Annotated in this window: 21 protein-coding genes and 1 pseudogene; 8 read left to right on the top strand and 14 right to left on the bottom strand. The window is 60.6% G+C overall.

What is annotated here, in order from left to right; all coding sequences use genetic code 11:
* Positions 1 to 62: 62 nt before the first annotated feature.
* From choV to N430_RS23340, 3 genes are all read right to left on the bottom strand, one after another.
* The gene (gene choV / locus N430_RS23350) at positions 63 to 1,241 is read right to left on the bottom strand and encodes a choline ABC transporter ATP-binding protein (RefSeq protein ID WP_027917566.1); all 1,179 of its coding nucleotides are present in this window, start codon (positions 1,239 to 1,241) and stop codon (positions 63 to 65) included.
* Positions 1,238 to 2,086: a choline ABC transporter permease subunit gene (gene choW, locus N430_RS23345; RefSeq protein WP_177408542.1), complete on the bottom strand. Its 849-nt coding sequence runs from the start codon at positions 2,084 to 2,086 to the stop codon at positions 1,238 to 1,240. The genes choV and choW overlap by 4 nt, the downstream gene beginning before the upstream one ends.
* A gap of 81 nt (positions 2,087 to 2,167) precedes the next feature.
* On the bottom strand, positions 2,168 to 3,115 hold the full coding sequence (locus N430_RS23340) for a choline ABC transporter substrate-binding protein (RefSeq protein ID WP_110639166.1): 948 nt from the start codon (positions 3,113 to 3,115) through the stop codon (positions 2,168 to 2,170).
* A 442-nt stretch (positions 3,116 to 3,557) separates the two neighbouring features.
* On the opposite strand from N430_RS23340, the gene N430_RS23335 reads away from it, so the two are divergent.
* Together N430_RS23335 and N430_RS23330 are read left to right on the top strand one after the other, a co-directional pair.
* Positions 3,558 to 4,934 carry an L-serine ammonia-lyase gene (locus tag N430_RS23335; RefSeq protein WP_110639167.1) on the top strand — a complete coding sequence of 459 codons (1,377 nt, stop codon included), beginning with the start codon at positions 3,558 to 3,560 and terminating at the stop codon, positions 4,932 to 4,934.
* A gap of 470 nt (positions 4,935 to 5,404) precedes the next feature.
* Positions 5,405 to 6,511: a GlxA family transcriptional regulator gene (locus N430_RS23330; protein WP_060512237.1), complete on the top strand. Its 1,107-nt coding sequence runs from the start codon at positions 5,405 to 5,407 to the stop codon at positions 6,509 to 6,511.
* 120 nt (positions 6,512 to 6,631) lie between these two features.
* Here N430_RS23330 and N430_RS23320 read toward each other — a convergent pair whose 3' ends face one another.
* On the bottom strand, positions 6,632 to 6,889 hold the full coding sequence (locus tag N430_RS23320) for a hypothetical protein (RefSeq protein ID WP_003255717.1): 258 nt from the start codon (positions 6,887 to 6,889) through the stop codon (positions 6,632 to 6,634).
* Between the two features lie 338 nt (positions 6,890 to 7,227).
* Between N430_RS23320 and N430_RS23315 the strand changes: the two genes are divergently transcribed.
* Positions 7,228 to 8,748, top strand: a complete 1,521-nt coding sequence (locus N430_RS23315; RefSeq protein WP_133248872.1) for a hypothetical protein — start codon at positions 7,228 to 7,230, stop codon at positions 8,746 to 8,748.
* A 65-nt stretch (positions 8,749 to 8,813) separates the two neighbouring features.
* On the opposite strand, the gene N430_RS23310 is transcribed toward N430_RS23315, so the two are convergent.
* From N430_RS23310 to choX, 4 genes are all read right to left on the bottom strand, one after another.
* Entirely contained in the window at positions 8,814 to 9,281 is a 468-nt protein-coding gene (locus tag N430_RS23310; RefSeq protein ID WP_110639169.1) for a thioesterase family protein, read from the bottom strand.
* 10 nt (positions 9,282 to 9,291) lie between these two features.
* Entirely contained in the window at positions 9,292 to 10,257 is a 966-nt protein-coding gene (locus N430_RS23305; protein WP_110639170.1) for an L-carnitine dehydrogenase, read from the bottom strand.
* A 19-nt stretch (positions 10,258 to 10,276) separates the two neighbouring features.
* Positions 10,277 to 11,161 (bottom strand): 3-keto-5-aminohexanoate cleavage protein, encoded by an 885-nt coding sequence (locus N430_RS23300; protein ID WP_110639171.1) that lies wholly within the window; start codon positions 11,159 to 11,161, stop codon positions 10,277 to 10,279.
* Between the two features lie 120 nt (positions 11,162 to 11,281).
* Complete coding sequence (gene choX, locus N430_RS23295) at positions 11,282 to 12,226, bottom strand: choline ABC transporter substrate-binding protein (protein ID WP_110639172.1); 945 nt, start codon at positions 12,224 to 12,226, stop codon at positions 11,282 to 11,284.
* A 147-nt stretch (positions 12,227 to 12,373) separates the two neighbouring features.
* Here choX and N430_RS23290 point away from each other — a divergent pair, with 147 nt between their 5' ends.
* Positions 12,374 to 13,336 (top strand): GlxA family transcriptional regulator, encoded by a 963-nt coding sequence (locus N430_RS23290; RefSeq protein ID WP_110639173.1) that lies wholly within the window; start codon positions 12,374 to 12,376, stop codon positions 13,334 to 13,336.
* On the opposite strand, the gene N430_RS23285 is transcribed toward N430_RS23290, so the two are convergent.
* The 3 genes from N430_RS23285 to N430_RS23275 all read right to left on the bottom strand — a co-directional run bounded on the left by N430_RS23285 (position 13,327) and on the right by N430_RS23275 (position 15,151).
* The gene (locus N430_RS23285; protein ID WP_110639174.1) at positions 13,327 to 13,878 is read right to left on the bottom strand and encodes a hypothetical protein; all 552 of its coding nucleotides are present in this window, start codon (positions 13,876 to 13,878) and stop codon (positions 13,327 to 13,329) included. The genes N430_RS23290 and N430_RS23285 overlap by 10 nt on opposite strands.
* Before the next feature lie 66 nt (positions 13,879 to 13,944).
* A complete protein-coding gene (locus tag N430_RS23280; protein ID WP_110639175.1) occupies positions 13,945 to 14,661 on the bottom strand; it encodes a hypothetical protein in 717 nt (238 codons plus the stop codon).
* Between the two features lie 115 nt (positions 14,662 to 14,776).
* Positions 14,777 to 15,151 (bottom strand): lysozyme inhibitor LprI family protein, encoded by a 375-nt coding sequence (locus N430_RS23275; RefSeq protein ID WP_371922792.1) that lies wholly within the window; start codon positions 15,149 to 15,151, stop codon positions 14,777 to 14,779.
* Positions 15,152 to 15,170: 19 nt separating this feature from the next.
* On the opposite strand from N430_RS23275, the pseudogene N430_RS23270 reads away from it, so the two are divergent.
* Positions 15,171 to 15,342, top strand: a pseudogene (locus N430_RS23270) (GlxA family transcriptional regulator); the annotation flags it as partial.
* A gap of 63 nt (positions 15,343 to 15,405) precedes the next feature.
* Here the strand turns inward: N430_RS23270 and N430_RS23265 are convergent.
* The 3 genes from N430_RS23265 to N430_RS23255 form a co-directional block, all read right to left on the bottom strand.
* Complete coding sequence (locus tag N430_RS23265) at positions 15,406 to 15,657, bottom strand: bacteriocin immunity protein (RefSeq protein ID WP_110639177.1); 252 nt, start codon at positions 15,655 to 15,657, stop codon at positions 15,406 to 15,408.
* Positions 15,658 to 15,659: 2 nt separating this feature from the next.
* Entirely contained in the window at positions 15,660 to 17,543 is a 1,884-nt protein-coding gene (locus tag N430_RS23260; RefSeq protein ID WP_158288804.1) for an S-type pyocin domain-containing protein, read from the bottom strand.
* Between the two features lie 310 nt (positions 17,544 to 17,853).
* Positions 17,854 to 18,255: a lysozyme inhibitor LprI family protein gene (locus N430_RS23255; protein WP_110639179.1), complete on the bottom strand. Its 402-nt coding sequence runs from the start codon at positions 18,253 to 18,255 to the stop codon at positions 17,854 to 17,856.
* Positions 18,256 to 18,540: 285 nt separating this feature from the next.
* On the opposite strand from N430_RS23255, the gene N430_RS23250 reads away from it, so the two are divergent.
* From N430_RS23250 to dgcA, 3 genes are all read left to right on the top strand, one after another.
* Positions 18,541 to 19,518 (top strand): dipeptidase, encoded by a 978-nt coding sequence (locus N430_RS23250; protein ID WP_110639180.1) that lies wholly within the window; start codon positions 18,541 to 18,543, stop codon positions 19,516 to 19,518.
* 76 nt (positions 19,519 to 19,594) lie between these two features.
* Positions 19,595 to 20,125: a DUF5943 domain-containing protein gene (locus N430_RS23245; protein ID WP_003255698.1), complete on the top strand. Its 531-nt coding sequence runs from the start codon at positions 19,595 to 19,597 to the stop codon at positions 20,123 to 20,125.
* Between the two features lie 15 nt (positions 20,126 to 20,140).
* A complete protein-coding gene (gene dgcA / locus N430_RS23240; RefSeq protein WP_110639181.1) occupies positions 20,141 to 22,201 on the top strand; it encodes a dimethylglycine demethylation protein DgcA in 2,061 nt (686 codons plus the stop codon).
* The last annotated feature ends 10 nt before the right edge of the window (positions 22,202 to 22,211 follow it).

The raw sequence follows: 22,211 nt of genomic DNA, 5'->3' as shown, positions 1-22,211 counted from the left end.
ACGCGGTCCCCTGTAGGAGCGGCCTTGTGTCGCGAAAGGGCCGCAACGCGGCCCCAAAGGCATCAGCCGTGATTCTTGCCAAGCAAGGCGTGGTAAAGCTCGGTATCCCCAAGAATCCCCACCACCTTGTCATTCTCCTGCAGCACCAGCTTGTTCCCCGTCTGGTAACGAATCTGCAGCGCCTCACGCATGCCAATGTCGGCATGCACCAAAGTCGGCTTGCGGCCCAAGCCTTCCACAGCCTGCCCCGGCGCCCAGTTCTGCATGTCCAGCCCGTTCTGCCCCTGGCGTGCACGCTTGATCGAATTCCCTTCGCCCAAATCCAGCCACGAATCGCCACCCGGGTCCAGGCACACCGAGCCATTGACCCGTTTGCAGTTGTCGAGGCTGCGCATCAGGCTGCGGCCGCACAGCACGTTCAGCGGGTTGGTGTGGGCGACGAAGGTACGCACGTACTCGTCGGCCGGGTTGAGCACGATCTCTTCCGGCTTGCTGTACTGGATGATCCGCCCGTCCTTCATGATGGCGATGCGGCTGCCCAGCTTCAGGGCCTCGTCGAGGTCGTGGCTGACGAACACGATGGTCTTGCTCAGCTTGGCCTGCAGGCCCAGCAGTTCGTCTTGCAGGCCTTGGCGGATCAGCGGGTCGAGGGCCGAGAACGGTTCGTCCATCAGCAGGATGTCGGCATCCATCGCCAGCGCCCGGGCCAGGCCCACGCGCTGCTGCATGCCGCCGGAAAGTTCGTCCGGCTTCTTGTTGCGCCACTGGGTCAGGCCGACCAGTTCGAGCTTCTCGTCGACCAGCTTGCGCCGTTCCTTTTCCGGGCGGCCCTGCATTTCCAGGCCGAAGCTGATGTTCTCGCGCACCGTCAGCCACGGCATCAGGGCGAACTTCTGGAACACCATGGCGATGCGCTTGGTGCGCATCATCTTCAGTTCTGCCGGGGTGCAGTGGGCAATGTCGATGTGCTTGCCTTCATGCTCGACGAACAGCTTGCCGCGGCTCACGGTGTTGAGGCCGTTGATGCAGCGCAGCAGGCTCGACTTGCCCGAGCCGGACAGGCCCATCAGCACGCAAATCTCGCCTTTGTTGATATCCAGATTGGCCTTTTCCACACCGACCACCAGGCCAGTCTGCTTGAGGATCTGCTCGCGGGTCTGGCCCTTGTCCAGCAGCGCCAGTGCTTCGCGCGGCTTGTTGGAGAAAATGACGTCGACGTCTTCGAATCGAATGATGCTCATGCCTCACCCCTTACCGGCAGTTCCGGTTGCTTGCAGATACGGTCGAGCATGATCGCCAGCAGCACGATCGCCAGGCCCGCTTCGAAGCCCAGGGAGATATCGGCGGTGTTCAGTGCGTTGACCACAGGTTTGCCCAGTCCATCGGCGCCCACCAGGGCGGCGATCACCACCATCGACAGCGACAGCATGATGCACTGGGTGACGCCGGCGGCGATGCTTGGCATCGCGTGCGGCAGTTCGATGCGGGTGAGCAGCTGTCGGCGCGAACAGCCGAAGGCCTTGCCGGCGTCCATCAGCTCCTGAGGTACGTCGCAGATGCCCAGATAGGTGAGGCGGATTGGCGCGGCGATGGCGAACACCACCGTCGAGATCAGCCCCGGCACCACGCCCAGGCCGAACAGGGTCAGGGTCGGGATCAGGTAGACGAAGGTCGGCACGGTCTGCATCAGGTCGAGCACCGGGCGCATGGCGGTGTAGAACATCGGCTTGTGCGCGGCGACGATGCCCAGCGGCACGCCGATGGCCACGCAGACCACGGTGGCGAAGGTCACCTGGGCCAGGGTCTCCATGGTTTCCTGCCAGTACCCCAGGTTGAGGATCAGCAGGAAGGAGAGGGCAACGAATGCGGTAAGCGCCCACTTGCGCTGGATGAAATGCGCCAGGGCGGCGAACAGGGCGATGAGCACGAACGGGTTGAAGAAGGTCAGGGTACTGGTGACGCCATGGATCATGAACTCCAGGCCTCGGGCAATGGCGTCGAAATAGTTCGCGCCATTCTGGGTCAGCCATTCGACGAACGACGCGATGTACTGACCCAAGGGTATTTTCTGATCGATAAGCATGATAGCGAGCTTCCACCTGCAAAGATTGAAATCAGTCCGGGGCGGGCACGGTCCCGCCCCGAGGTAGCGCTACGACGTATTGCGTTATTGAGCGAGCTTGGCCTTGGCCGCCTCAAGGCCGGGTTTGCCATCCACGGTGGTGACGCCCGCCAGCCAGGTGTCCAGCTTGCCGGGGTTGTCCTTGAGCCACTTCTTGGCGGCCGCCTCGGGCTTCATCTTGTCGTCCAGGACGTAGCCCATCATGGTGCTTTCATCCTTGAGTTCGAACTGCAGATTCTTCAGCAGCTGGCCGACGTTGCTGCACTCCTGCACATAGCCCTTGCGGGTGTTGGTCAGCACGGTGGCCTTGCCGAACTCTGGGCCGAAGAACTCGTCCCCGCCGGTCAGGTACTGCATCTTGAAGCGGGTGTTCATCGGGTGCGGTTCCCAGCCCAGGAACACCACCGCCTCGCCACGCTTCTGCGCACGGTCGACCTGCGACAGCATGCCGGCCTCGCTCGACTGCACGATCTTGAAACCGGCGTCCTTCAGGCCGAAGGCGTTCTTGTCGATCATGCTCTGGATGGTGCGGTTGCCGTCGTTGCCGGGCTCGATGCCGTAGATCTTGCCGTCCAGTTCCTTCTTGAACTTGGGAATGTCGCTGAAATCCTTCAGCCCCTTGTCATACAGCGCCTGGGGCACGGCCAGGGTGTACTTGGCGTTTTCCAGGTTGGCGCGCACGGTTTCGACAGTGCCGGCATCGCGGTACTGCTTGATGTCGTTCTCCATGGTCGGCATCCAGTTGCCGAGAAACACGTCCAGGTCCTTGCCGGTGGCCAGCGACTTGTAGGTCACCGGTACCGAGATCATGGTGGTGTGGGTCTTGTAACCCAGTGCTTCGAGCACAACGCTGGTGGTCGCCGTAGTGACGGTGATGTCGGTCCAGCCGACATCGGAGAAACGTACCGTCTGGCACTGCTCGGGCTCGGCGGCCTGGGCCAGCAGAGGCGCGGACAGCATTGCGACCAGCAACAGCGAGGGTGAACCTTTCATGGATGGACTCCTGTGATTTTGTCTTCGGGTTCGCATGGGTCGCCGGGCGTTCTCAGGGTCCGGTCGACCAGGCCTGCAGAGGGCAGGTTGCGTGGCCGTGCTTTACGAGTCGCTTTCGATAATCCTCCAGCGCCGGGCAATCGCCTACTGGTGGGGTCGTAACCAGTACGGAACGGGTCGCATCCAGTACGGGCGATGTCGTTTATGAGTTTTTCCTCCCCTGTAGCCGCATTTTTGCGTCACCAAGCCGCTCGAAAGCGGCGCGCAGGTGGCCGAAAAGGCTGCGGCGCTGCTGGACAAAAGTACGTCGGTTGCAGACGGCGAGGGGGTAGGCAAAAGCCCGATGATGCGTGCATTCGTGGCGGCTCGCAGCTTCAGCCTAGCAGTTGCCCCGCCCTGCGCATGGCGCGCAGAGACAAGCCCAGCAAGAGGTGAAGCGACAATGGCCATCAGCGTGTTCGACCTGTTCAAGATCGGTGTCGGGCCTTCCAGCTCCCACACCGTCGGCCCCATGCGTGCTGGCGCCTTGTTCGTCCAGGGCCTGCGTGAGCGCGGCGAGCTGGAACAGGTGCAACGGATCGAAGTGCGGCTGTACGGTTCGCTGTCGGCCACCGGCATCGGCCATGGCACCGACAACGCCACCATCATGGGCCTGATGGGCGAATGGCCGGACGCCATCGACCCGACCCAGATCGTCCCGCGTATCGCCGACCTGCGCGAAACCAACACCCTCAAGCTGGATAATCGCCTGCCCATCGAGTTCGTCTGGGCCCGCGACATGCTGCTGCTGGACGAGAACCTGCCGTACCACCCCAACGCCATGACCCTGATCGCCGAAGGCGCCCAGGGCGAGCTGCACCGCGACACCTACTACTCGGTGGGTGGCGGCTTCGTGGTCGACGCCGCCCAGGCCGCCAGCGGCGTGCTGGATGCCGACCAGACGGTGCTGCCATACGATTTCAACAGCGCCGCCGAGCTGCTGCGCCTGTGCAAGCAAAACGACCTCAGCGTGTCGCAATTGATGATGGCCAACGAGAAGGTCTGGCGCAGCGAAGAAGAGATCCGCGCCGGCCTGCACAAGCTCTGGGAAGCCATGCAGGAATGCGTCAACAACGGCCTTAAATATGAAGGCACGCTGCCCGGCGGGCTCAACGTGCGCCGCCGCGCCGCCAAGCTGCACCGCAGCCTGCAGGAGATCGGCAAACCCAACGTGATCGGCTCGACCATGAGCGCCATGGAGTGGGTCAACCTGTTCGCCCTGGCGGTGAACGAAGAGAACGCGGCTGGCGGGCGCATGGTCACTGCGCCCACCAATGGCGCGGCCGGCATCATCCCGGCGGTGCTGCACTACTACATGCGCTTCAGCGATGCGGTGACCGACTCCAGTGTGGTCGATTACTTCCTCGCTGCGGCGGCGGTGGGCATCCTGTGCAAGAAGAACGCGTCGATTTCCGGTGCCGAAGTCGGTTGCCAGGGTGAGGTCGGCTCGGCCTGCGCCATGGCCGCTGCCGGCCTTGCCGAGGTCCTCGGGGCGACTCCGCCGCAGGTTGAGAACGCTGCCGAGATCGCCCTGGAGCACAACCTCGGCCTGACCTGCGACCCGGTTGGCGGCCTGGTGCAGGTGCCGTGCATCGAGCGCAATGCGATTGCTGCGGTGAAGGCGATCAATGCCGTGCAGATGTCGCTGCGCGGCGATGGCGAGCACTTTATCTCCCTCGACCAGGTGATCCGCACCATGCGCGACACCGGGGCCGACATGCACGACAAGTATAAAGAGACCTCGCGCGGTGGCCTGGCGGTCAGCGCCATCGAATGCTGAGTTCCTAGGCTAGCCTCAAGGGCCTCTTCGCGGGCACGCCCGCTCCCACAGGGTACGCATGACTCTGTGGGAGCGGGCGTGCCCGCGAAGAGGCCCTTGAATGTTTTCAGTGCATCAAGCCCCATTACAGTGCGTACCGATCGTCGGGTGTCGCTATCAGTGCGGGCATTGTCGGTGACACTCAAGAGTGTCGTTTCTGGGCAACCTACACTGCGCGTGTCACCAAATTGCTCAGCCGTTACACGCAAGGCGCTAGCACGGCGCTTTGCGAAGAAATGCCAACTCGATCGAAGTGCCTGATTTGCCGAACGAAGGCGTCGTTTTCAGGTTTTTTTGGATGGCCGTTCAATTTCAGGCACGGCCTTTGCGTTGAGATTGGCAACAAGCCCCTGCACACAAGATCTGGGGCCATAACAAGAAATCAGTGCCCGCCTGAGGCACACCCTGCATTTGTGTGAGGAGAAATCGCGATGACGTCGTACACCTCCGGGAACCCAACCCAGAACCGCACAGCACCCCAGTCCATCGGGTTTCTTCTATTGGACAATTTCACCCTGATTTCCCTGGCATCGGCCGTCGAGCCGCTGCGCATGGCCAACCAGCTGTCCGGCCGCGAGCTGTACCGCTGGCACACGCTGACCGTGGATGGCGGCCAGGTGTGGGCCAGCGACGGCCTGCAGATCACCCCCGACGCCGCCATGCACAACGCACCGCCGATCGATACCGTGATCGTCTGCGGTGGTGTCGGCATTCAGCGCACCGTTACCCGTGAGCATGTCACCTGGCTGCAGGCCCAGGCGCGCCAGTCGCGTCGCCTTGGTGCAGTGTGTACCGGCAGCTGGGCCTTGGCTTGCGCCGGCCTGCTCGATGGCTTCGATTGCAGCGTGCACTGGGAATGCCTGGCAGCCATGCAGGAGGCCTTCCCACGGGTCAACATGAGCACCCGCCTGTTCACCCTCGACCGCAACCGCTTCACCAGCTCCGGCGGCACCGCGCCGCTGGACATGATGCTGCACCTGATCAGTCGCGATCACGGCCGCGAGCTGTCGGCGGCGATCTCCGAGATGTTCGTCTACGAGCGTATCCGCAACGAACAGGACCACCAGCGCGTGCCGCTCAAGCACATGCTCGGCACCAACCAGCCGAAGCTGCAGGAAATTGTCGCGCTGATGGAGGCCAATCTCGAAGAGCCGATCGACCTCGACGAACTGGCGGTGTATGTGTCGGTATCGCGTCGTCAGCTCGAACGGCTGTTCCAGAAGTACCTGCATTGTTCGCCGTCGCGCTACTACCTGAAGCTGCGCCTGATCCGCGCGCGGCAGCTGCTCAAGCAGACGCCGATGTCGATCATCGAAGTGGCGTCGGTGTGCGGCTTCGTCTCCACCCCGCACTTCTCCAAGTGCTACCGCGAGTACTTCGGCATTCCGCCGCGTGACGAGCGCGTCGGTTCCAACACCGCGCAACAGGTGGCGATGATGCCGATCCCGCAGGCCATGACCCTGTCGCCACACAGCGGACCGATGGCAGCGCTGAGCCAGGCGCGCAACGAGTCGACTTTTGCCAGTGTAAGGCTCTGACACCGAGTTGCCTTCTTCGCGGCTAAAGCCGCTCCCACAGGCACTGCACCGCTTTTGAATTCGGTGCAGTATCTGTGGGAGCGGCTTTAGCCGCGAAGAGGCTGGTACAGGAAAACGCTATCAGGCGCGTTTGTTGAACTGGGCCAATGCTGGCAAGAGCTGCTTGTCGATGGCCTGACGCACCGCCGGCAGAATCGTCGCACTGCCGGTATACATCTGCTCCACCATCCCCTTCAGCGCCCGCGCATTAGGCTCGGTCAGCCCCCGCACCACCGCTTCGCAGGCCTGCTCGGCACTGGCCCCGGCGGGAATGTCGAACCCGCGTGCGCGCAGGTGGCCTGCCAGGTCGTCCTGGTCTATCAAATCCGCATGCATCATGGCTGTTGTCCCTTTTATCGCGAAGAGAGTGCTGCTGTGATTTACGACCGATTCTGTGTCTGCAGCGACACGCCCGCAAGGGCAGAATGTCGCAATGGCTGGTTTGGCTAAGAACAGGTCGCTCCCGGCTAATTGCACGGGCCGGGAAGCCAGCAGACTGCAGTCATTCACGGTCCACGAGGGTTTGGTCACCCTCACTCATGCACAGTGGATGTTGCTCGCTCTTGGCCCCGGATGCTCACGGCTTTCCGGGGCTTTTTTATTTGCCAGAGGGCATCGATTCCTACCCTATTTCCAATCGGGTGCAAAGTGCCGCGAGTTGTAGGTAGTGAGCCTACATGACACCGCTGCATATTAATTTTTTGTGCTGTGTTTCTATTTTCTGGCGCCGATTGCAGTCGGCGGAAAACCAGTTAAATAGAGGACGTGTTGTGATTTATAGGCATAATGATGCAACGCTTATTGCACCTTACATAGACGGTACTTCGTTACGACGAGAGTATAAGGTTATAGGTGGTACTTGCCGGGTGAAAGGGCTGTCCGTCACCGGCGGGCAGGACCCCAATGGCTACAATCATGCAGGGCAAGTTAAAACCTTTGGCGAAAACGGCAGGCTGCGTTTCAAGGTCGGCCGTAAAGCATCTGCGGCCGTTGCTTCATGGTGGAAAAGTAGAGTTCCTGCCAGCCAATGCACCTTCAACCATACGCCGGGAAAGCTGAACTTTGCATTCTATGTCGACCTCATGGTCAAGCTGACAGGTGGCAACCTTGGAAGCCGGGTAGCCAGCGTCAGGCTCGATGATCTCTACATTGGCCAAGGGCGCGCGGGGTCGGGTAACAACTGGTGGTTCGGGGGGCGGCACTGCGTGCATATCGGCGGCGGAAAGGTTCGCGTCGAAGGGCTGGACATGGCAACCAAGCTGAAAATTTTTGTGGATGTAAAGCGTGGGAGCAGTAATCCGGCCAATCACTTCGAGTTCAGCAACTACCGATTGGCAGAAGCGGAAAGCTGGATGAAACGCATTGATTCAACAAAAACACTGAGTCAGATCGTGCTGCCTGGCAGCCATGATGCTGGTATGGGAGCAACGCGTGACTGTCACCCGAGTGGGCTTGGTCAGTCATTGTCCCGTAACCAGCAACATACGGTTCGCGGGCAGTTGAACCACGGTGCGCGCTACTTGGACATTCGCGCAGACTATGACAAGGGGAAACTTGTCACGTATCACCGTAACGATGAGCGGGGATGCAGCGGTCAGTATGTGGACAGTGTGTTGGCCGACGTAAACAGCTTCCTGTCGGCGTATCCGAGTGAGACGGTAATTTTAAAGTTTTCCCACATCCGTGACCATAACGGCAACATGGAAACGACCAAGCGATTGCTTGCCGAACAGGTAGGACGGTTTACTCGAACGTTCAGAAGTACTTCCGTGACCAACCTGGCGCATTTGAAGTTGGGTGATGTACGCGGAAAGGCGATCATGGTGTTCGATTACAATGACTACCTCTCACCGGCGTCGGGTCGCTACCGTTATGTGGACGGGGTTCGGGGCGGACAACTGGCTGTGTATGACAAATACACCAACACCTCCACCTTGAGCACCATGTCGCAGGATCAGTTGGCGAAGTGGCAAACTCATGGCGGGTTAGGCAAGCACTATTTGTTTCTTCTGTCCTGGACCCTCACACCAGGCCTGACGACGCCCAGCATCCTGGCGATGGCCAGGCTTGCCAACGCAGCGCTGCCGAGCGTGCTCGACCGCTATTTCAAAGTATACCGATCCAAGCCCAACATCGTTTTCATCGACGGCCTTGACCGAAGTGTCACCTCGTCGATTATTTCTCTCAACTTTCTGTGATATGACGTGGCCTGGCTTGATGTACCCGTGGTTGTCTACTTCGTGTGAGGTAGGCAACCACGTTTTCAAGGCAGTTGAATCCGCCTTCCTACGTACTCTGGCGGAATAACATCACGCCCCTGCTCCAGCAATTCTTGCAGAAGACGACTACTGATATCGTTGAACGGCGCTGACCTCGGCCCCGCCAAGTCCACATGCAACAGCATCTGTTCGCTCGCCGCCAGCACCTCGTCGAACCCGGCCCGGTGCAGGCTGTGATAGACGTGCAGGCGCTTGCGATCGAAGCCGATGATCTGCGTCTGCACCCACACCTCGGTCCCAAGCTTCACCTCGTGCAGGTAGTTGATGTGGGCTTCCAGGGTGAACAGTGAGTTGCCACTCTGCCCGCGGTTGCTTTCGTCCAGGCCGATGCGCTCCATCAGCGCATCGGTGGCGTAGCTGAAGATCAGCAGGTAGAAGGCATCGCGCAGGTGCCCGTTGTAGTCGACCCAATCCTCCTGGACCGGGGTGCGGTAGGTGATCAGTGCGGGCATCGTCTGCTCCTCAGTCGCCAAAGGCCATGCCGTGGTTGGCCTTGCTGGTCTTCACCGCTTCCAGCACGGCCAGCAGTGTGTCATCACGATAGCGCTCCAGCGCGGCGATGCTGCGCTCACCCAGTTGATCCGAGGTACCTTCGACCACGTCGTCGATCAGCTTGTCGGTCAGCTCTGGCGCTGGCAGGTAGGTCCAGGGCAGCTTCAGTGCCGGGCCGAACTGGGCCATGAAGTGGCGCATGCCGGCGTCGCCACCGGCCAGGGTGTAGGTGAGGAACGTGCCCATGAACGACCAGCGCAGGCCGGCGCCGAAGCGGATCGCATCGTCGATTTCGCCAGTGCTGGCCACGCCATCGTTGACCAGGTGCAGGGCCTCGCGCCATAGCGCTTCGAGCAGACGGTCGGCGATGAAGCCAGGGACTTCCTTGCGCACATGCAGCGGGCGCATGCCGAGGGCGGTGTAGATGGTCTTGGCGGCTTCGATGGCTTCAGGTGCGGTGCGGTTGCCGCCGACGATCTCGACCAGCGGCAGCAGGTACACCGGGTTGAACGGGTGGCCGACCACGCAGCGCTCGGGGTGAGTGGCCGACTCGTAGAACTCGCTGGGCAGCAGGCCCGAGGTGCTGGAGCCGATGATCGCGTCGGGCTTGGCGGCAGCGCTGATCCTGGCGTGCAGGTCGAGCTTGAGGTCCAGGCGCTCGGGTGCGCTTTCCTGGATGAAGTCGGCGTCGCGCACGCATTCCTCGATGGTGGCCACGAACTTCAGCCGGCTCTGCGATGCACCTGGCGCCAGGCCTTGTTTCTCCAGTGCCGGCCAGGCGTTGGCAATGCGCTTGCGCAGGGCTTGCTCGGCGCCGGGGGCTGGGTCCCAGGCGACCACGTCCAGGCCATGGGCCAGGGCGCGAGCGACCCAGCCGCTGCCGATCACGCCGCTACCCAGGGCGGCGAAGGTCTTGATCTCGGTGATGAAGGGCATATCGGTCTCCTGAAGGGGATCAGCGGCGCTTGAGGTTCATTTTTTCCCGGCCTTCCGCCGGGCTGAGCACGCGACCACCCATGCGGGTGATGATTTCGGCAGCGCGTTCCACCAGCTGGCCATTGCTGGCCAGCACGCCACGGTCCAGGTACAGGTTGTCTTCCAGGCCCACTCGCACGTTGCCGCCGAGCAGCACAGCCTGGGCGGCCATTGGCATCTGCATGCGGCCGATGCCGAAGCCGGCCCAGGTGACGTTGGCTGGCAGGTTGTCGACCATCGCCTTCATGGTGGTGGTGTCGGCCGGTGCGCCCCACGGGATGCCCAGGCACAGCTGGAACAAAGGGTCTTCGAGCAGGCCTTCTTTCATCATCTGCTTGGCGAACCACAGGTGGCCGGTGTCGAAGATCTCCAGCTCGGCTTTCACGCCCAGCTCGGTGATGCGCTTGGCACCGGCGCGCAGTTGCGCGGGGGTGGAGACATAGATGGCGTTGCCGTCGCCGAAGTTGAGGGTGCCGCAGTCGAGGGTGCAGATTTCCGGCAGCAGGGCTTCGACGTGGGCCAGGCGCTCCAACGGGCCGATCAGGTCGGTGCCGGGGCCGAATTCCATCGGCGATTCACCCGGGCCGATTTCCAGGTCGCCGCCCATGCCGGCGGTGAGGTTGACGATGATGTCGACGTCGGCCTCGCGGATGCGCTCCATGACTTCGCGGTACAGCGCCACGTCACGGCTGAAACGGCCGGTCTGTGGATCGCGGACGTGGCAGTGGACTACGGTGGCGCCGGCCTTGGCGGCTTCCACGGCGGCTTCGGCGATCTGTTTCGGGGTGACCGGGACCAGGTGACTCTTGGCGACCGTGTCGCCAGCGCCGGTGAGGGCGCAGGTGATGATGACGTCGTGGTTCATGGCGGTTCCTTGTTGTGTCGGTGTTGGCCTTTTCGCGGGCAAGCCCGCTCCCACAGGGGCCGAGGTGCCCCTGGCATGTGCGTAACCTGTGGGAGCGGGCGTGCCCGCGAAAGGGCCCGGTCAGTTGGCGGTGAGCTTGAGGTTGTCGGCGGCGGGCTTGCCATCGAATGTGGTCACACCCTCAAGCCAGCGGGCCTTGTCCTCGGGGTGGTCTTTCAGCCACTGGCGGGCCGACTCAAGCGCGTCCTTGTGGTCGAGCAGCGGCTGCATCATGCGGCTCTCGTCCTCGGCACTGAACTTCAGGTTGGCCAGCAGGCGGTGGGCGTTGGGGCAGCGTTCGGCATAGTCCGGCGCGGTTACCGTCCACACCGTGGCACGGCCTTCGTCCGGGCCCAGGGCGTCCTGGCTGTCGCTGAGGTAGGCCATGTCGATGTTCACGTTCATCGGGTGCGGCGCCCAGCCGAAGAACACCACCGCTTCCTTGCGCCGTACGGCACGGTCGACGGCGGCGAGCATGCCGGCTTCGCTGGACTCGACCAGCTGGAACTTGCCCAGGTCGAACTGGTTCTTGGTGATCATGGCCTTGATCTGGGTGTTGGCACCGGAGCCGGGCTCGATACCGTAGATCTTGCCGCCCAGTTCCTTCTCGAACTTGTGGATGTCGGCGAAGGTCTTCAGGCCCTTGTCGTACAGATACTTCGGCACGGCAAGGGTGGCGCGGGCGTCTTCCAGGCTGGGTTTTTCGAGGACCCTGACCTGGTTGGCGTCGACGAACGGGGTGATGGTCTGGGTCATGATCGGGTTCCAGTAACCCAGGAACATGTCCAGGCGCTTGTCGCGGATACCGGCGAAGATGATCTGCTGCGAGGCGCTGGTCTGCTTGGTCTGGTAGCCCAGGCCGTCGAGCAGCACCTGGGCCATGGCGCTGGTGGCGATGACGTCGGTCCAGTTGACCACGCCCAGGCGCACATTCTGACAGGCCGCCGGCTCGGCGGCGTAAAGCGGGGTGGCGACGATGCTGCTCAGGGCAAGGGACAACAGGCTGCGGCGGATCAAGCTGTGCATGGTGGCTCTCCATCGGCAGTGCATATTGTTATTGAGGGCGGCCTCTGCGGGCCGTGTGGATAAGCTACGCTGGCGACAGGGTGGGAAATCGCACCCTGGCGACCAAGATTTGCACGGAGGCGACCACCTTTCGTCGTGGAGCAAGTAATGCCGCAACTGATTCATTTCCTGTTGTTGCCGGGGTTCTCGGCAATGGGCTTTATCAGCGCATTGGAGCCACTGCGCGTGGCCAACCGTTTCAAGGGGCCTTCGTATCGCTGGCGCGTGCTCAGCCTGGATGGCGGTGCGGTGCAGGCGAGTAATGGCATGTCGGTGAACGCCGACGCTGCGTTGGGGGAGAGCGAGCCGGGTGAAGTGTTGCTGATCGTTGCCGGCTTCGAGCCGCTGGCCTGTTATGGCCCCCGCTTGCAACAGGTGCTGCGCCGGCTTGACCATGAAGGGTCGATTCTCGGTGGTATCGACACCGGCCCGGTGGTGTTGGCCGAGGCCGGACTACTCGACGGTTACCGCGCGACCTTGCACTGGGAAGCGTTGGATGCGTTCAAAGAGCGCTATCCACGCCTGCAAGTGACCCAGGAGCTGTTCGAGATTGACCGGCGGCGTATCACGTGCGCGGGCGGCACTGCGTCGATCGACCTGATGCTGGACCTGATAGCGCAGGCCCATGGCAGCGAGCTGGCGGTGCAGGTGTCAGAACAGTTCGTACTCGGCCGCATCCGCCCGCGCCAGGACCACCAGAGGATGCAAATTGCCTCTCGCTATGGCATCAGTAACCGCAAACTGGTGCAGGTAATCGGTGAGATGGAAAAGCACACCGAGCCGCCGTTGAGCACCTTGGAGCTGGCGTCCCGAGCCATGATTACCAGGCGTCAACTGGAGCGCTTGTTTCGTTTGTACCTGAATGACACGCCAAGTGGCTTTTATCTCGGCCTGCGTCTGGACAAGGCGCGTCAGTTGCTGTGCCAGACGCAAATGAGCATCACGCAGGTCAGCGTGGCGTGCGGGTTCGAGTTGCCGTCGTACTTCACTCGCCGTTACAAACGACGTTTTGGCCGTTGCCCGCGCGAAGAGCGTCAGGCACTCAAGCCACAGGCGCCAGATCAGAACTGATCAAGGTTGGAAAACGCTTGCAGCCGGCTCTCCAGCTGGGCTCGCCGTGCCTCGAATGCCTGGGTGTCGAGTTTCACGCCCAGGTGATTCAGTTGCAGGGCCAGGCGCGTGCGAGGGGCGTCCGGGTCGGTCGTACACCACAGGTGAAACACAATGGCCACGGGTTCGCTGTCGTCATCCAGGTCGAACGCGATGCTCATATGCGAGCTGGCCGATGTGCTGCGCAGCAGGGCGAGATCTGGCTGTTTCAAACCATGGAGTATGTCGCTGGCAACCCGTTTGAACTTGAGGTTTGGCTGTTGAGGTGGCGGAATCCAGCCAGAGAAGACGTCTTCAAACACAGCGTCCGTAGGCGTGCAGGCGATGTTTTTCGTTGTTCGTTCAAACAGCCTGGCTCCGTGATCTTCCAGGGTGAGCAGAAAGCGACTGAACCAACGCTGGCCATCTAGCTGGCGGTCATGAGCCCCGTTGGCCTCCAGCTGCGCGAGGCGCAAGCAGGCATGGAGGTCTTCGTAACGCTGTGAGGTAGCTTTCGTGGGCATTTTGCGGGCCCTCGGTCTATTCGCAAAAAGGGGAACCTGGCGCCGCAGGACGGCGCCAGGTCCAGGTCAGATGTCGAGTGCCAGGATGTCGAATGCTTGGCTGGCCAGTTTCAGCCTGACGGCTTCGCGCATGGCTTCGAAGTGGCGAACACTGAACGAGCCTTGTTGCGAGGCCCGGTAAACGCGCGTATTCGACTTGTCGATGATGCGGCCAGCGGAACCTGCGGCCTTTTCGGCTTTGTCGTAGCTCAGCTGAACACTGGTCATGTGCATGATCGGCAGCCCTTGCGGCGACATCTCGCAGGCGGAAATCTGGACAGTGCTGGATTTCCCCGAAACGCTCACGCTGCTTTCTTCAAGCAGTTGCTGTGCCTTTGGCGTTTTCACGATGACTTCGAAAGAGCGTTTCACGCAGTGGCTCAAGCGATGACTGCGGCCAATCTGGAAGGTGACAATCTCAGGTGCCAGGGTTGCCAGCGTGTGAGTGTCCTTGTCGAGGGCTTCCTCTACATGGGCGGCGCCGGTCAAAGTCCAGCCGAACTTACCCAGGCCGTCGTTGTAGAAGTTGTACCACTCGCGCTGCTGGGTTTCCTTGTCGAACTTCTTGTTTGCCGACAGGTTCATCAGGCGCATGCCATCCAGTACGTCTTCCGCAACGCTGGCGGGCACATCGGGGGCAAAGATGCAGACGGTGTTGGCGACCATGACGGCGCGCTCTTCGCCTTCCTTCTTCAGGGCAGCGATCGCGCTGTCCATGTCGGTTTTGCTGATGCTGGTAGTCATATCTTGGCTTCCGATTAAGTCTATTCCAGCGCCCCGGGTGGGGCGCCTGGGTAGCACTGTGGTTCGGATCGCCAAGGCAGATAAGCTGAAAACCTTTCCCGCTCAGCTCGCGTTTCTACTGTTGTCCAATGGACTGCAAGTACTCCGAGCGGTCATCACTGCGCTGCGCCACGCAGGTATCCAAGGCGGCCTGGTACGCCTTGCTGCCCTGCTGCTCGGCATAGGTCTCGACCTTGCAGTCGGCGTCGCGCAGCTGCGTCCACAGCTTCTCGGCGGTCTCCATGCGCTCGACCAGGGCCGTTGCCTTGTCGCCTTCATCGGCATACTGGTCGCGAATGCGCTGGATCAGGTCGTCATACGCCGATTTCAGCTCGCGTTCAGCGGTCTGCTGGTTGAATGCCGCGCAAGCGTAGGTCTGCTGGTCGCTCCCGACGTTGTCGCACGGGGTGCTTTCTTCCTCGCCGGCGTAGGCACCCGTAACGACTGCCAGCAGACCAGCCTTGCCATTGATTTCGTCCGTGCTCGACCTGATCGGTCTAGCCCATGGCAGCGAGCTGGCGGTGCAGATGTCCGAACAGTTCGTGCTCGCGCACATCCGCCCGCGCCAGGACCATCAGCGGATGCAGATCGCCAGCCGTTACGGCATCAGCAAGAAGCTGGTAAAGGTGATCGGCGAGTTTAGGGGGAGGGGGTACCCCGATCATTTTTTTGACCGCCTGCAACTGATCGGGGTGGGGGCAATTATCAAGGTTTTGCAAACCCTGGTTTGCCGTTTGCAGCACGCCAAGCCTTCACTTCGGCCACAATTTGCTCAGGGCTATCTTTTCCTTCCTCTGGGTAAAAAAGAAGATCTGATCCAGCCGGATGCTCGGATATTCGCTTGAATTCCTGTACCGCACCGCGATGAGCTTCGTCTGTGGGGTAATCGACTGCATAGATTTTTCTCACAAACGATAGGAATTCTTCTTCAGTAATCTTGCTGATAGGTGTGTTCATAGTCATTCACCGTTGTGGATTGTGATATGCAAGCGCGGTGTTGTAAGTGAGATATTCTCTAAGTTGTAAACCTCCCCACCCTTTGAAATCAACACCTTATGGTGGAGCTCAACGACATCTCGCTTCCCCACCTGCTCACTCTCAGGGACATAAGGTGCCAGCCCTTTCAACATCCGAGCAACATTTAGGCGACTGAATTGCCTGGACAGCATCTCGTCGCTGCCAATCGCCTTCCAAATCGCTTCCCTCATGGCCCGCCAATTTGGGAAATTTCTTCCTCGCAGCAAGTCAGCAACCTGCATCGGAATGGGCGCTCCATCACCTGTCGAAGCGCCTCTGGACCATGATTCGTCAACTTGAGGACCATACCCACTTGCCGTACCAGGATCTTCCCGCCGATCCCTGAACATTGTGTAGATTGGCGGCAATCCCGAGTCTGCAGGAAAAACAACGATGTAGTCATCAAAATTGGCGTCAGCAATACCTGGGTAGCTGTCAATTCTGATTTCAACTGGTAGCAATTCGGCTCCGGGATAGATCATCGGAGGTTTTTGCTCAGAGGGAAGGCTGGTAGAAGAGTCTTCTGGTTTGTTAATTGGAGTCCAGGTGAGTATCCGTGGTGGAGAATCCGCAGTGGTCGCGGTATAGATGTTGCGTTGTGCGTCGAATGAGGCGGTAAGTAGACGTACATCGAATGGAACCGGGCCGCCATCTGCTTTGACTACGAAAATTTCTGAAGAACCATCGGCAGTAGTTCGCGAGCTGAAACGGTAGGGCATTTCAGCTGTGTTGCTCATGGCTTCAATAGTTGCCAATGCTGTGCTGACGCTGGGCGACAGATCTGACAGCGGCGTTTGCAGGCTGTAGCGATCAGGGAGCTCGCCATTACCGAGCCGAGGGGAGTAGAGCAAAGCCGAAACACCGGCGATGAAACCTGAACCTACTGCGATCGCGTAACCTTCAAGTGCTCCAATCGCTGTTCCTAGTACTGTGCGAAGTGAAAACAGTGGAATGTTACTTGACACAGTGCCTGCAGCCGTCAGCACGACCGAGCTGATTAGTGCAGTGGAACCCGATGTAGTATATGTATTTGCCGCCCGGATTGTGGCAGCTTCGGCGGCGATACGCTCGGCTTCGGCCTTCGCGGCAGCTTCGGCGGCGATACGCTCGGCTTCGGCCTTCGCGGCAGCTTCAGCGGCGATACGTTCGGCTTCAGCTTTTGCGGCGGCCTCAACTGCAATACGCTCAGCTTCCGCCCTTGCCGCAGCTTCGGCTGCCCTTCGTTCAGCTTCCCTTGCTTGAACGCGAGCTCGGACTTGCTCTGCGGTGGAACCCTTCAGTTGTTCCGAAAGATAGTACATTTGTAGCGCTACAAAATCCCTTGTCCTGGAGTACGCATAACTTTCGGTAGCTCTTTGGACAAAAAGATCAGGATTCTCGCTTATCTTTCCATATCTTTGCTCGTAGGCTGATATGACTGATTGGGAAGATCTCCAGGTTGGATTGAATCCTAATAGCTGTCGGGCGGAAGTGTCGAGGGCAGGAATTGCGTCAAATTTTATTAGGAATAAATCCTCCGTTGCATATTGTCGCGCGTTTGTGGCAGTTGAATAGAGAGTAGACGCTAGCCCTTCAACCTCTTCACTCGCTGCAAGGAAGACGGTACTTATTCCGGACTTGGTGGCGCTTTCTTTTTCGACGGCGTCCAGGAGTTGTGCAGGCGTCGGCGTCGGCGTCGGTGGCGGAGGTGTTATTACAGGCGAGAATGGTCCTCCCATTGGATACGGCCAGTGAGGCAAACCAAATGGATAAAGTGTAGGGAGTATGACGGGGATTCTGACCCCAGGATAAACATACTGTTCAGGTAGAGTTACAGTACCTTGCATGTGAGCTCCAAGCAATAAGCGGCGATAAACCGCAGAGGCGTGGAGCATTAATTATGGGTAAGGTTTAATGAATAGTGATATTGTTCCTGGCGTGCTGGGTTTTCTCAGGAGGTTGTTTTCCGCTGTCTTATGACTTTCATCTGTTAAACTGAGATGAAATCGGCTGAGGATATTACTCTGAAACTTGTATTTAGTTCTTTGTTTGAGCTCACAGTAGATTGTTGAGATGAACCCATCTCCTCAGGAGTCGCACTGCCTGAACTCGCAGTTCCTGCTGGGCGGGTTCATCCGCGAAGAGGCCAGCACAGGTTTACTGCTGGCCGATGGACTGCAGGTACTCCGAGCGATCATCACTGCGCTGTGCCACGCAGGTATCCCAGGCCGCCTGGTACGCCTTGCTGCCCTGCTGCTCGGCATAGGTCTCGACCTTGCAGTCGGCATCGCGCAGCTGCGTCCACAGCTTCTCGGCGGTCTCCATGCGCCCGACCAGGGCCGTGGCCTTGTCGCCTTCGTCGGCATACTGGTCGCGAATGCGCTGGATCAGGTCGTCATACGCCGACTTCAGTTCGCGCTCCGCGGTCTGCTTGTTGAAGGCCGCGCAAGCGAAGGTCTGCTGGTCGCTCTCGACGTTGTCGCACGGGGTGCTTTCTTCCTCGCCGGCGTGGGCGCCCGAGACGACCGCCAGCAGTACCAGCCATGCCATTGATTTCATCCGTTTTCTCCTCAACAAGGCTGACGAATCGGCTGGATTCTCGCTCAGCCGCAGACAAGACGATAGCTCCCTGACGAAATGTTCATGAAACGGCGTGGGATGTCGTTATCGAGACTGTCTCTCATCGCCAGGCGGCGTGCCAGAGGCCGCGATGTCGCGCATTGACGCTTTCGGCAAACCCCCTGTCGTTTTTGCATCGGGGCGTCGCAGGGCACAGGCATATGCTGGCCCCAAAGCGCCGGCAGAAGATTCGGCGCGGCCCAAATCAACAAAGGGGACAGCCTGATGAGCCCAGCCGAACTTCACGCCGACAGCATCGTCATCGACGGCCTGATCATTGCCAAATGGAACCGCGAGCTGTTCGAAGACATGCGCAGAGGCGGGCTGACTGCGGCCAACTGCACGGTGTCGGTCTGGGAAGGCTTCAAGGCTACCGTCGACCAGATCGCCGCCAGCCAGAAGCTGATCCGCGACAACCGCGACCTGGTGATGCCGGTGCGTACCACCGCCGACATCCGCAAGGCCAAGGAACTGGGCAAGACCGGCATCCTCTTCGGCTTCCAGAACGCCCATGCGTTCGAAGACCAGATCGCCTACGTCGACGTGTTCAAGCAGCTGGGCGTGGGCATCGTGCAGATGTGCTACAACACCCAGAACCTGGTCGGCACCGGTTGCTACGAGCGTGACGGCGGCCTGTCGGGCTTCGGCCGCGAGATCGTTGCCGAGATGAACCGCGTCGGCATCATGTGCGACCTGTCCCACGTCGGCTCCAAGACCTCCGAAGAAGTCATCCTCGAATCGAAGAAGCCGGTCTGCTACTCCCACTGCCTGCCTTCGGGCCTGAAGGAACACCCGCGCAACAAGTCGGATGAAGAGCTGAAGTTCATCGCCGACCACGGCGGCTTCGTCGGCGTGACCATGTTCGCGCCGTTCCTGGCCAAGGGCATCGACTCGACCATCGACGACTACGCCGAGGCCATCGAGTACACCATGAACATCGTCGGTGAAGACGCCATCGGTATCGGTACCGACTTCACCCAGGGCCACGGCCAGGACTTCTTCGAGTACCTGACCCACGACAAGGGTTACGCCCGTCGCCTGACCAACTTCGGCAAGATCATCAACCCGCTGGGTATTCGCACTGTCGGCGAATTCCCCAACCTCACCGAGACCTTGCTCAAGCGCGGCCATTCCGAGCGCGTGGTGCGCAAGATCATGGGCGAGAACTGGGTCAACGTCCTCAAGGACGTCTGGGGCGAGTAAGCCGCTCTCCAAGCCTGATAGCCCCTGCCAGCAACGCCGGGGCACCCACATAAAAATTTTATGGAGTTGAGTTTCCATGGCCAAGATCGCCCCGCAATTGCCAATCGAAGTCGACAGCGAGACCGGTGTCTGGACCAGCGACGCCCTGCCGATGCTGTATGTGCCGCGCCATTTCTTCGTCAACAACCACATGGGCATCGAGGAAGTGCTGGGCGCCGACGCCTACGCCGAAATCCTCTACAAGGCCGGCTACAAGTCCGCCTGGCACTGGTGTGAAAAAGAAGCCGAATGCCATGGCCTGGAAGGCGTAGCGGTGTTCGAGCACTACATGAAGCGCCTGAGCCAGCGTGGCTGGGGCCTGTTCGAGATCCAGGACATCGACCTGGACAAAGGCACCTGCAGCGTCAAGCTCAAGCACTCCGCGTTCGTGTACGTCTATGGCAAGTGCGGCCGCAAGGTCGACTACATGTTCACCGGCTGGTTCGCCGGCGCCATGGACCAGATTCTCGCTGCCCGCGGCAGCAAGATCCGCACCGTGGCCGAACAGGTCTACGGCGGTTCGGAAGAAGGCCACGAAGATGGCCTGTTCGTTACAAAGCCGTTGTAAGCCGGAGATAGCGTCATGGCATTCGAAGCAATGTTCCAGCCGATCCAGATCGGCAAACTGACCATCCGCAACCGCGTACTCAGCACTGCGCACGCCGAGGTCTACGCTACTGACGGCGGCATGACCACCGACCGCTACGTGAAGTACTACGAAGAGAAGGCCAAGGGCGGCATCGGCCTGGCGATCTGCGGCGGCTCGTCCGTCGTCGCCATCGACAGCCCGCAGGAGTGGTGGTCGTCGGTCAACCTGTCCACCGACCGCATCATCCCGCACTTCCAGAACCTGGCTGACGCCATGCACAAGCATGGCGCCAAGATCATGATCCAGATTACCCACATGGGCCGTCGCTCGCGCTGGGACGGCTTCAACTGGCCGACCCTGATGTCGCCGTCGGGGATCCGTGAACCCGTACACCGCGCCACCTGCAAGACCATCGAGGTGGAAGAGATCTGGCGTGTGATCGGCAACTACGCGCAAGCTGCGCGCCGTGCCAAAGAAGGTGGCCTGGACGGCGTCGAGCTGTCCGCGGTGCACCAGCACATGATCGACCAGTTCTGGAGCCCGCGGGTCAACAAGCGTACCGACGAATGGGGCGGCAGCTTCGAAGGCCGCATGAAGTTCGGCCTTGAAGTATTGAAAGCCGTGCGTGCCGAAGTGGGCGACGACTTCTGCGTCGGCATGCGTATTTGCGGTGACGAGTTCCACCCCGATGGCCTCAGCCATGAGGACATGAAACAGATCGCTGCCTACTACGACGCCACCGGCATGATCGACTTCATCGGTGTGGTCGGCTCGGGTTGTGACACCCACAATACCCTGGCCAACGTCATCCCTAACATGAGCTACCCGCCGGAGCCGTTCCTGCACCTGGCGGCCGGCATCAAGGAAGTGGTCAAGGTCCCGGTGCTGCATGCGCAGAACATCAAGGACCCGAACCAGGCCACGCGTATTCTGGAAGGCGGCTACGTCGACATGGTCGGCATGACCCGCGCGCACATTGCCGACCCGCACCTGATCGCCAAGATCAAGATGGGCCAGGTCGATCAGATCAAGCAATGCGTCGGTGCCAACTACTGCATCGACCGCCAGTACCAGGGCCTGGATGTGCTGTGCATCCAGAACGCCGCGACCTCCCGTGAATACATGGGGGTGCCGCACATCATCGAGAAGACCACTGGCGTCAAGCGCAAGGTGGTGGTGGTTGGCGCCGGCCCGGCCGGCATGGAAGCGGCCCGCGTGGCGGCCGAACGCGGCCACGACGTGACCCTGTTCGAGAAGAAAGACCAGATCGGCGGGCAGATCACCATCGCGGCCAAGGCGCCGCAGCGTGACCAGATTGCCGGTATCACCCGCTGGTACCAGCTGGAGCTGGCACGCCTGAAGGTCGACCTGCGCCTGGGCACCGCCGCTGACGTGGCGACCATTCAGGACCTGCGCCCGGACGTCATCGTGCTGGCAGTCGGTGGCCATTCGTTCCTTGAGCAGAACGAGCATTGGGGCGCCGCCGAAGGGCTGGTGGTCAGCAGTTGGGACGTGCTCGACGGCAAGGTCGCACCGGGCAAGAACGTGCTGGTGTACGACACCATCTGCGAGTTCACCGGCATGTCGGTAGCCGACTTCATTGCCGACAAGGGCAGCCAGGTCGAGATCGTCACCGACGACATCAAGCCGGGCGTGGCCATGGGCGGTACCACCTTCCCGACCTACTACCGCAGCATGTACCCGAAAGAAGTGATCATGACCGGCGACATGATGCTGGAAAAGGTCTACCGCGAAGGCGACAAGCTGGTGGCGGTGCTGGAGAACGAATACACCGGCGCCAAGGAAGAACGCGTGGTCGACCAGGTGGTGGTGGAGAACGGCGTGCGTCCTGACGAGCAGCTGTACTACGCGCTGAAGGAAGGTTCGCGCAACAAGGGCCAGATCGACGTGGAGGCGCTGTTCGCCATCAAGCCACAGCCGATCCTCAGCCAGCCGGGCGAGGGCTACCTGCTGTACCGCATCGGCGACTGCGTGGCTCAGCGCAACGTGCATGCGGCGATCTACGACGCCTTGCGCCTGTGCAAGGACTTCTGATCGCACTGGC

Source organism: Pseudomonas sp. CC120222-01a (genome assembly GCF_003097235.1).
Classification (GTDB): domain Bacteria; phylum Pseudomonadota; class Gammaproteobacteria; order Pseudomonadales; family Pseudomonadaceae; genus Aquipseudomonas.
This window is presented reverse-complemented; position numbering and strand designations above follow the sequence as displayed.

Bases quoted from the DNA above. Each gene is read 5' to 3' on its own strand.
- choV (WP_027917566.1), bottom strand. From the start codon at position 1,241: ATGAGCATCATTCGATTCGAAGACGTCGACGTCATTTTCTCCAACAAG.
- N430_RS23340 (WP_110639166.1), bottom strand. From the start codon at position 3,115: ATGAAAGGTTCACCCTCGCTGTTGCTGGTCGCAATGCTGTCCGCGCCT.
- N430_RS23335 (WP_110639167.1), top strand. From the start codon at position 3,558: ATGGCCATCAGCGTGTTCGACCTGTTCAAGATCGGTGTCGGGCCTTCC.
- N430_RS23330 (WP_060512237.1), top strand. From the start codon at position 5,405: ATGACGTCGTACACCTCCGGGAACCCAACCCAGAACCGCACAGCACCC.
- N430_RS23320 (WP_003255717.1), bottom strand. From the start codon at position 6,889: ATGATGCATGCGGATTTGATAGACCAGGACGACCTGGCAGGCCACCTG.
- N430_RS23315 (WP_133248872.1), top strand. From the start codon at position 7,228: ATGACACCGCTGCATATTAATTTTTTGTGCTGTGTTTCTATTTTCTGG.
- N430_RS23310 (WP_110639169.1), bottom strand. From the start codon at position 9,281: ATGCCCGCACTGATCACCTACCGCACCCCGGTCCAGGAGGATTGGGTC.
- N430_RS23305 (WP_110639170.1), bottom strand. From the start codon at position 10,257: ATGCCCTTCATCACCGAGATCAAGACCTTCGCCGCCCTGGGTAGCGGC.
- N430_RS23300 (WP_110639171.1), bottom strand. From the start codon at position 11,161: ATGAACCACGACGTCATCATCACCTGCGCCCTCACCGGCGCTGGCGAC.
- choX (WP_110639172.1), bottom strand. From the start codon at position 12,226: ATGCACAGCTTGATCCGCCGCAGCCTGTTGTCCCTTGCCCTGAGCAGC.
- N430_RS23290 (WP_110639173.1), top strand. From the start codon at position 12,374: ATGCCGCAACTGATTCATTTCCTGTTGTTGCCGGGGTTCTCGGCAATG.
- N430_RS23285 (WP_110639174.1), bottom strand. From the start codon at position 13,878: ATGCCCACGAAAGCTACCTCACAGCGTTACGAAGACCTCCATGCCTGC.
- N430_RS23280 (WP_110639175.1), bottom strand. From the start codon at position 14,661: ATGACTACCAGCATCAGCAAAACCGACATGGACAGCGCGATCGCTGCC.
- N430_RS23265 (WP_110639177.1), bottom strand. From the start codon at position 15,657: ATGAACACACCTATCAGCAAGATTACTGAAGAAGAATTCCTATCGTTT.
- N430_RS23260 (WP_158288804.1), bottom strand. From the start codon at position 17,543: ATGCAAGGTACTGTAACTCTACCTGAACAGTATGTTTATCCTGGGGTC.
- N430_RS23255 (WP_110639179.1), bottom strand. From the start codon at position 18,255: ATGAAATCAATGGCATGGCTGGTACTGCTGGCGGTCGTCTCGGGCGCC.
- N430_RS23250 (WP_110639180.1), top strand. From the start codon at position 18,541: ATGAGCCCAGCCGAACTTCACGCCGACAGCATCGTCATCGACGGCCTG.
- N430_RS23245 (WP_003255698.1), top strand. From the start codon at position 19,595: ATGGCCAAGATCGCCCCGCAATTGCCAATCGAAGTCGACAGCGAGACC.
- dgcA (WP_110639181.1), top strand. From the start codon at position 20,141: ATGGCATTCGAAGCAATGTTCCAGCCGATCCAGATCGGCAAACTGACC.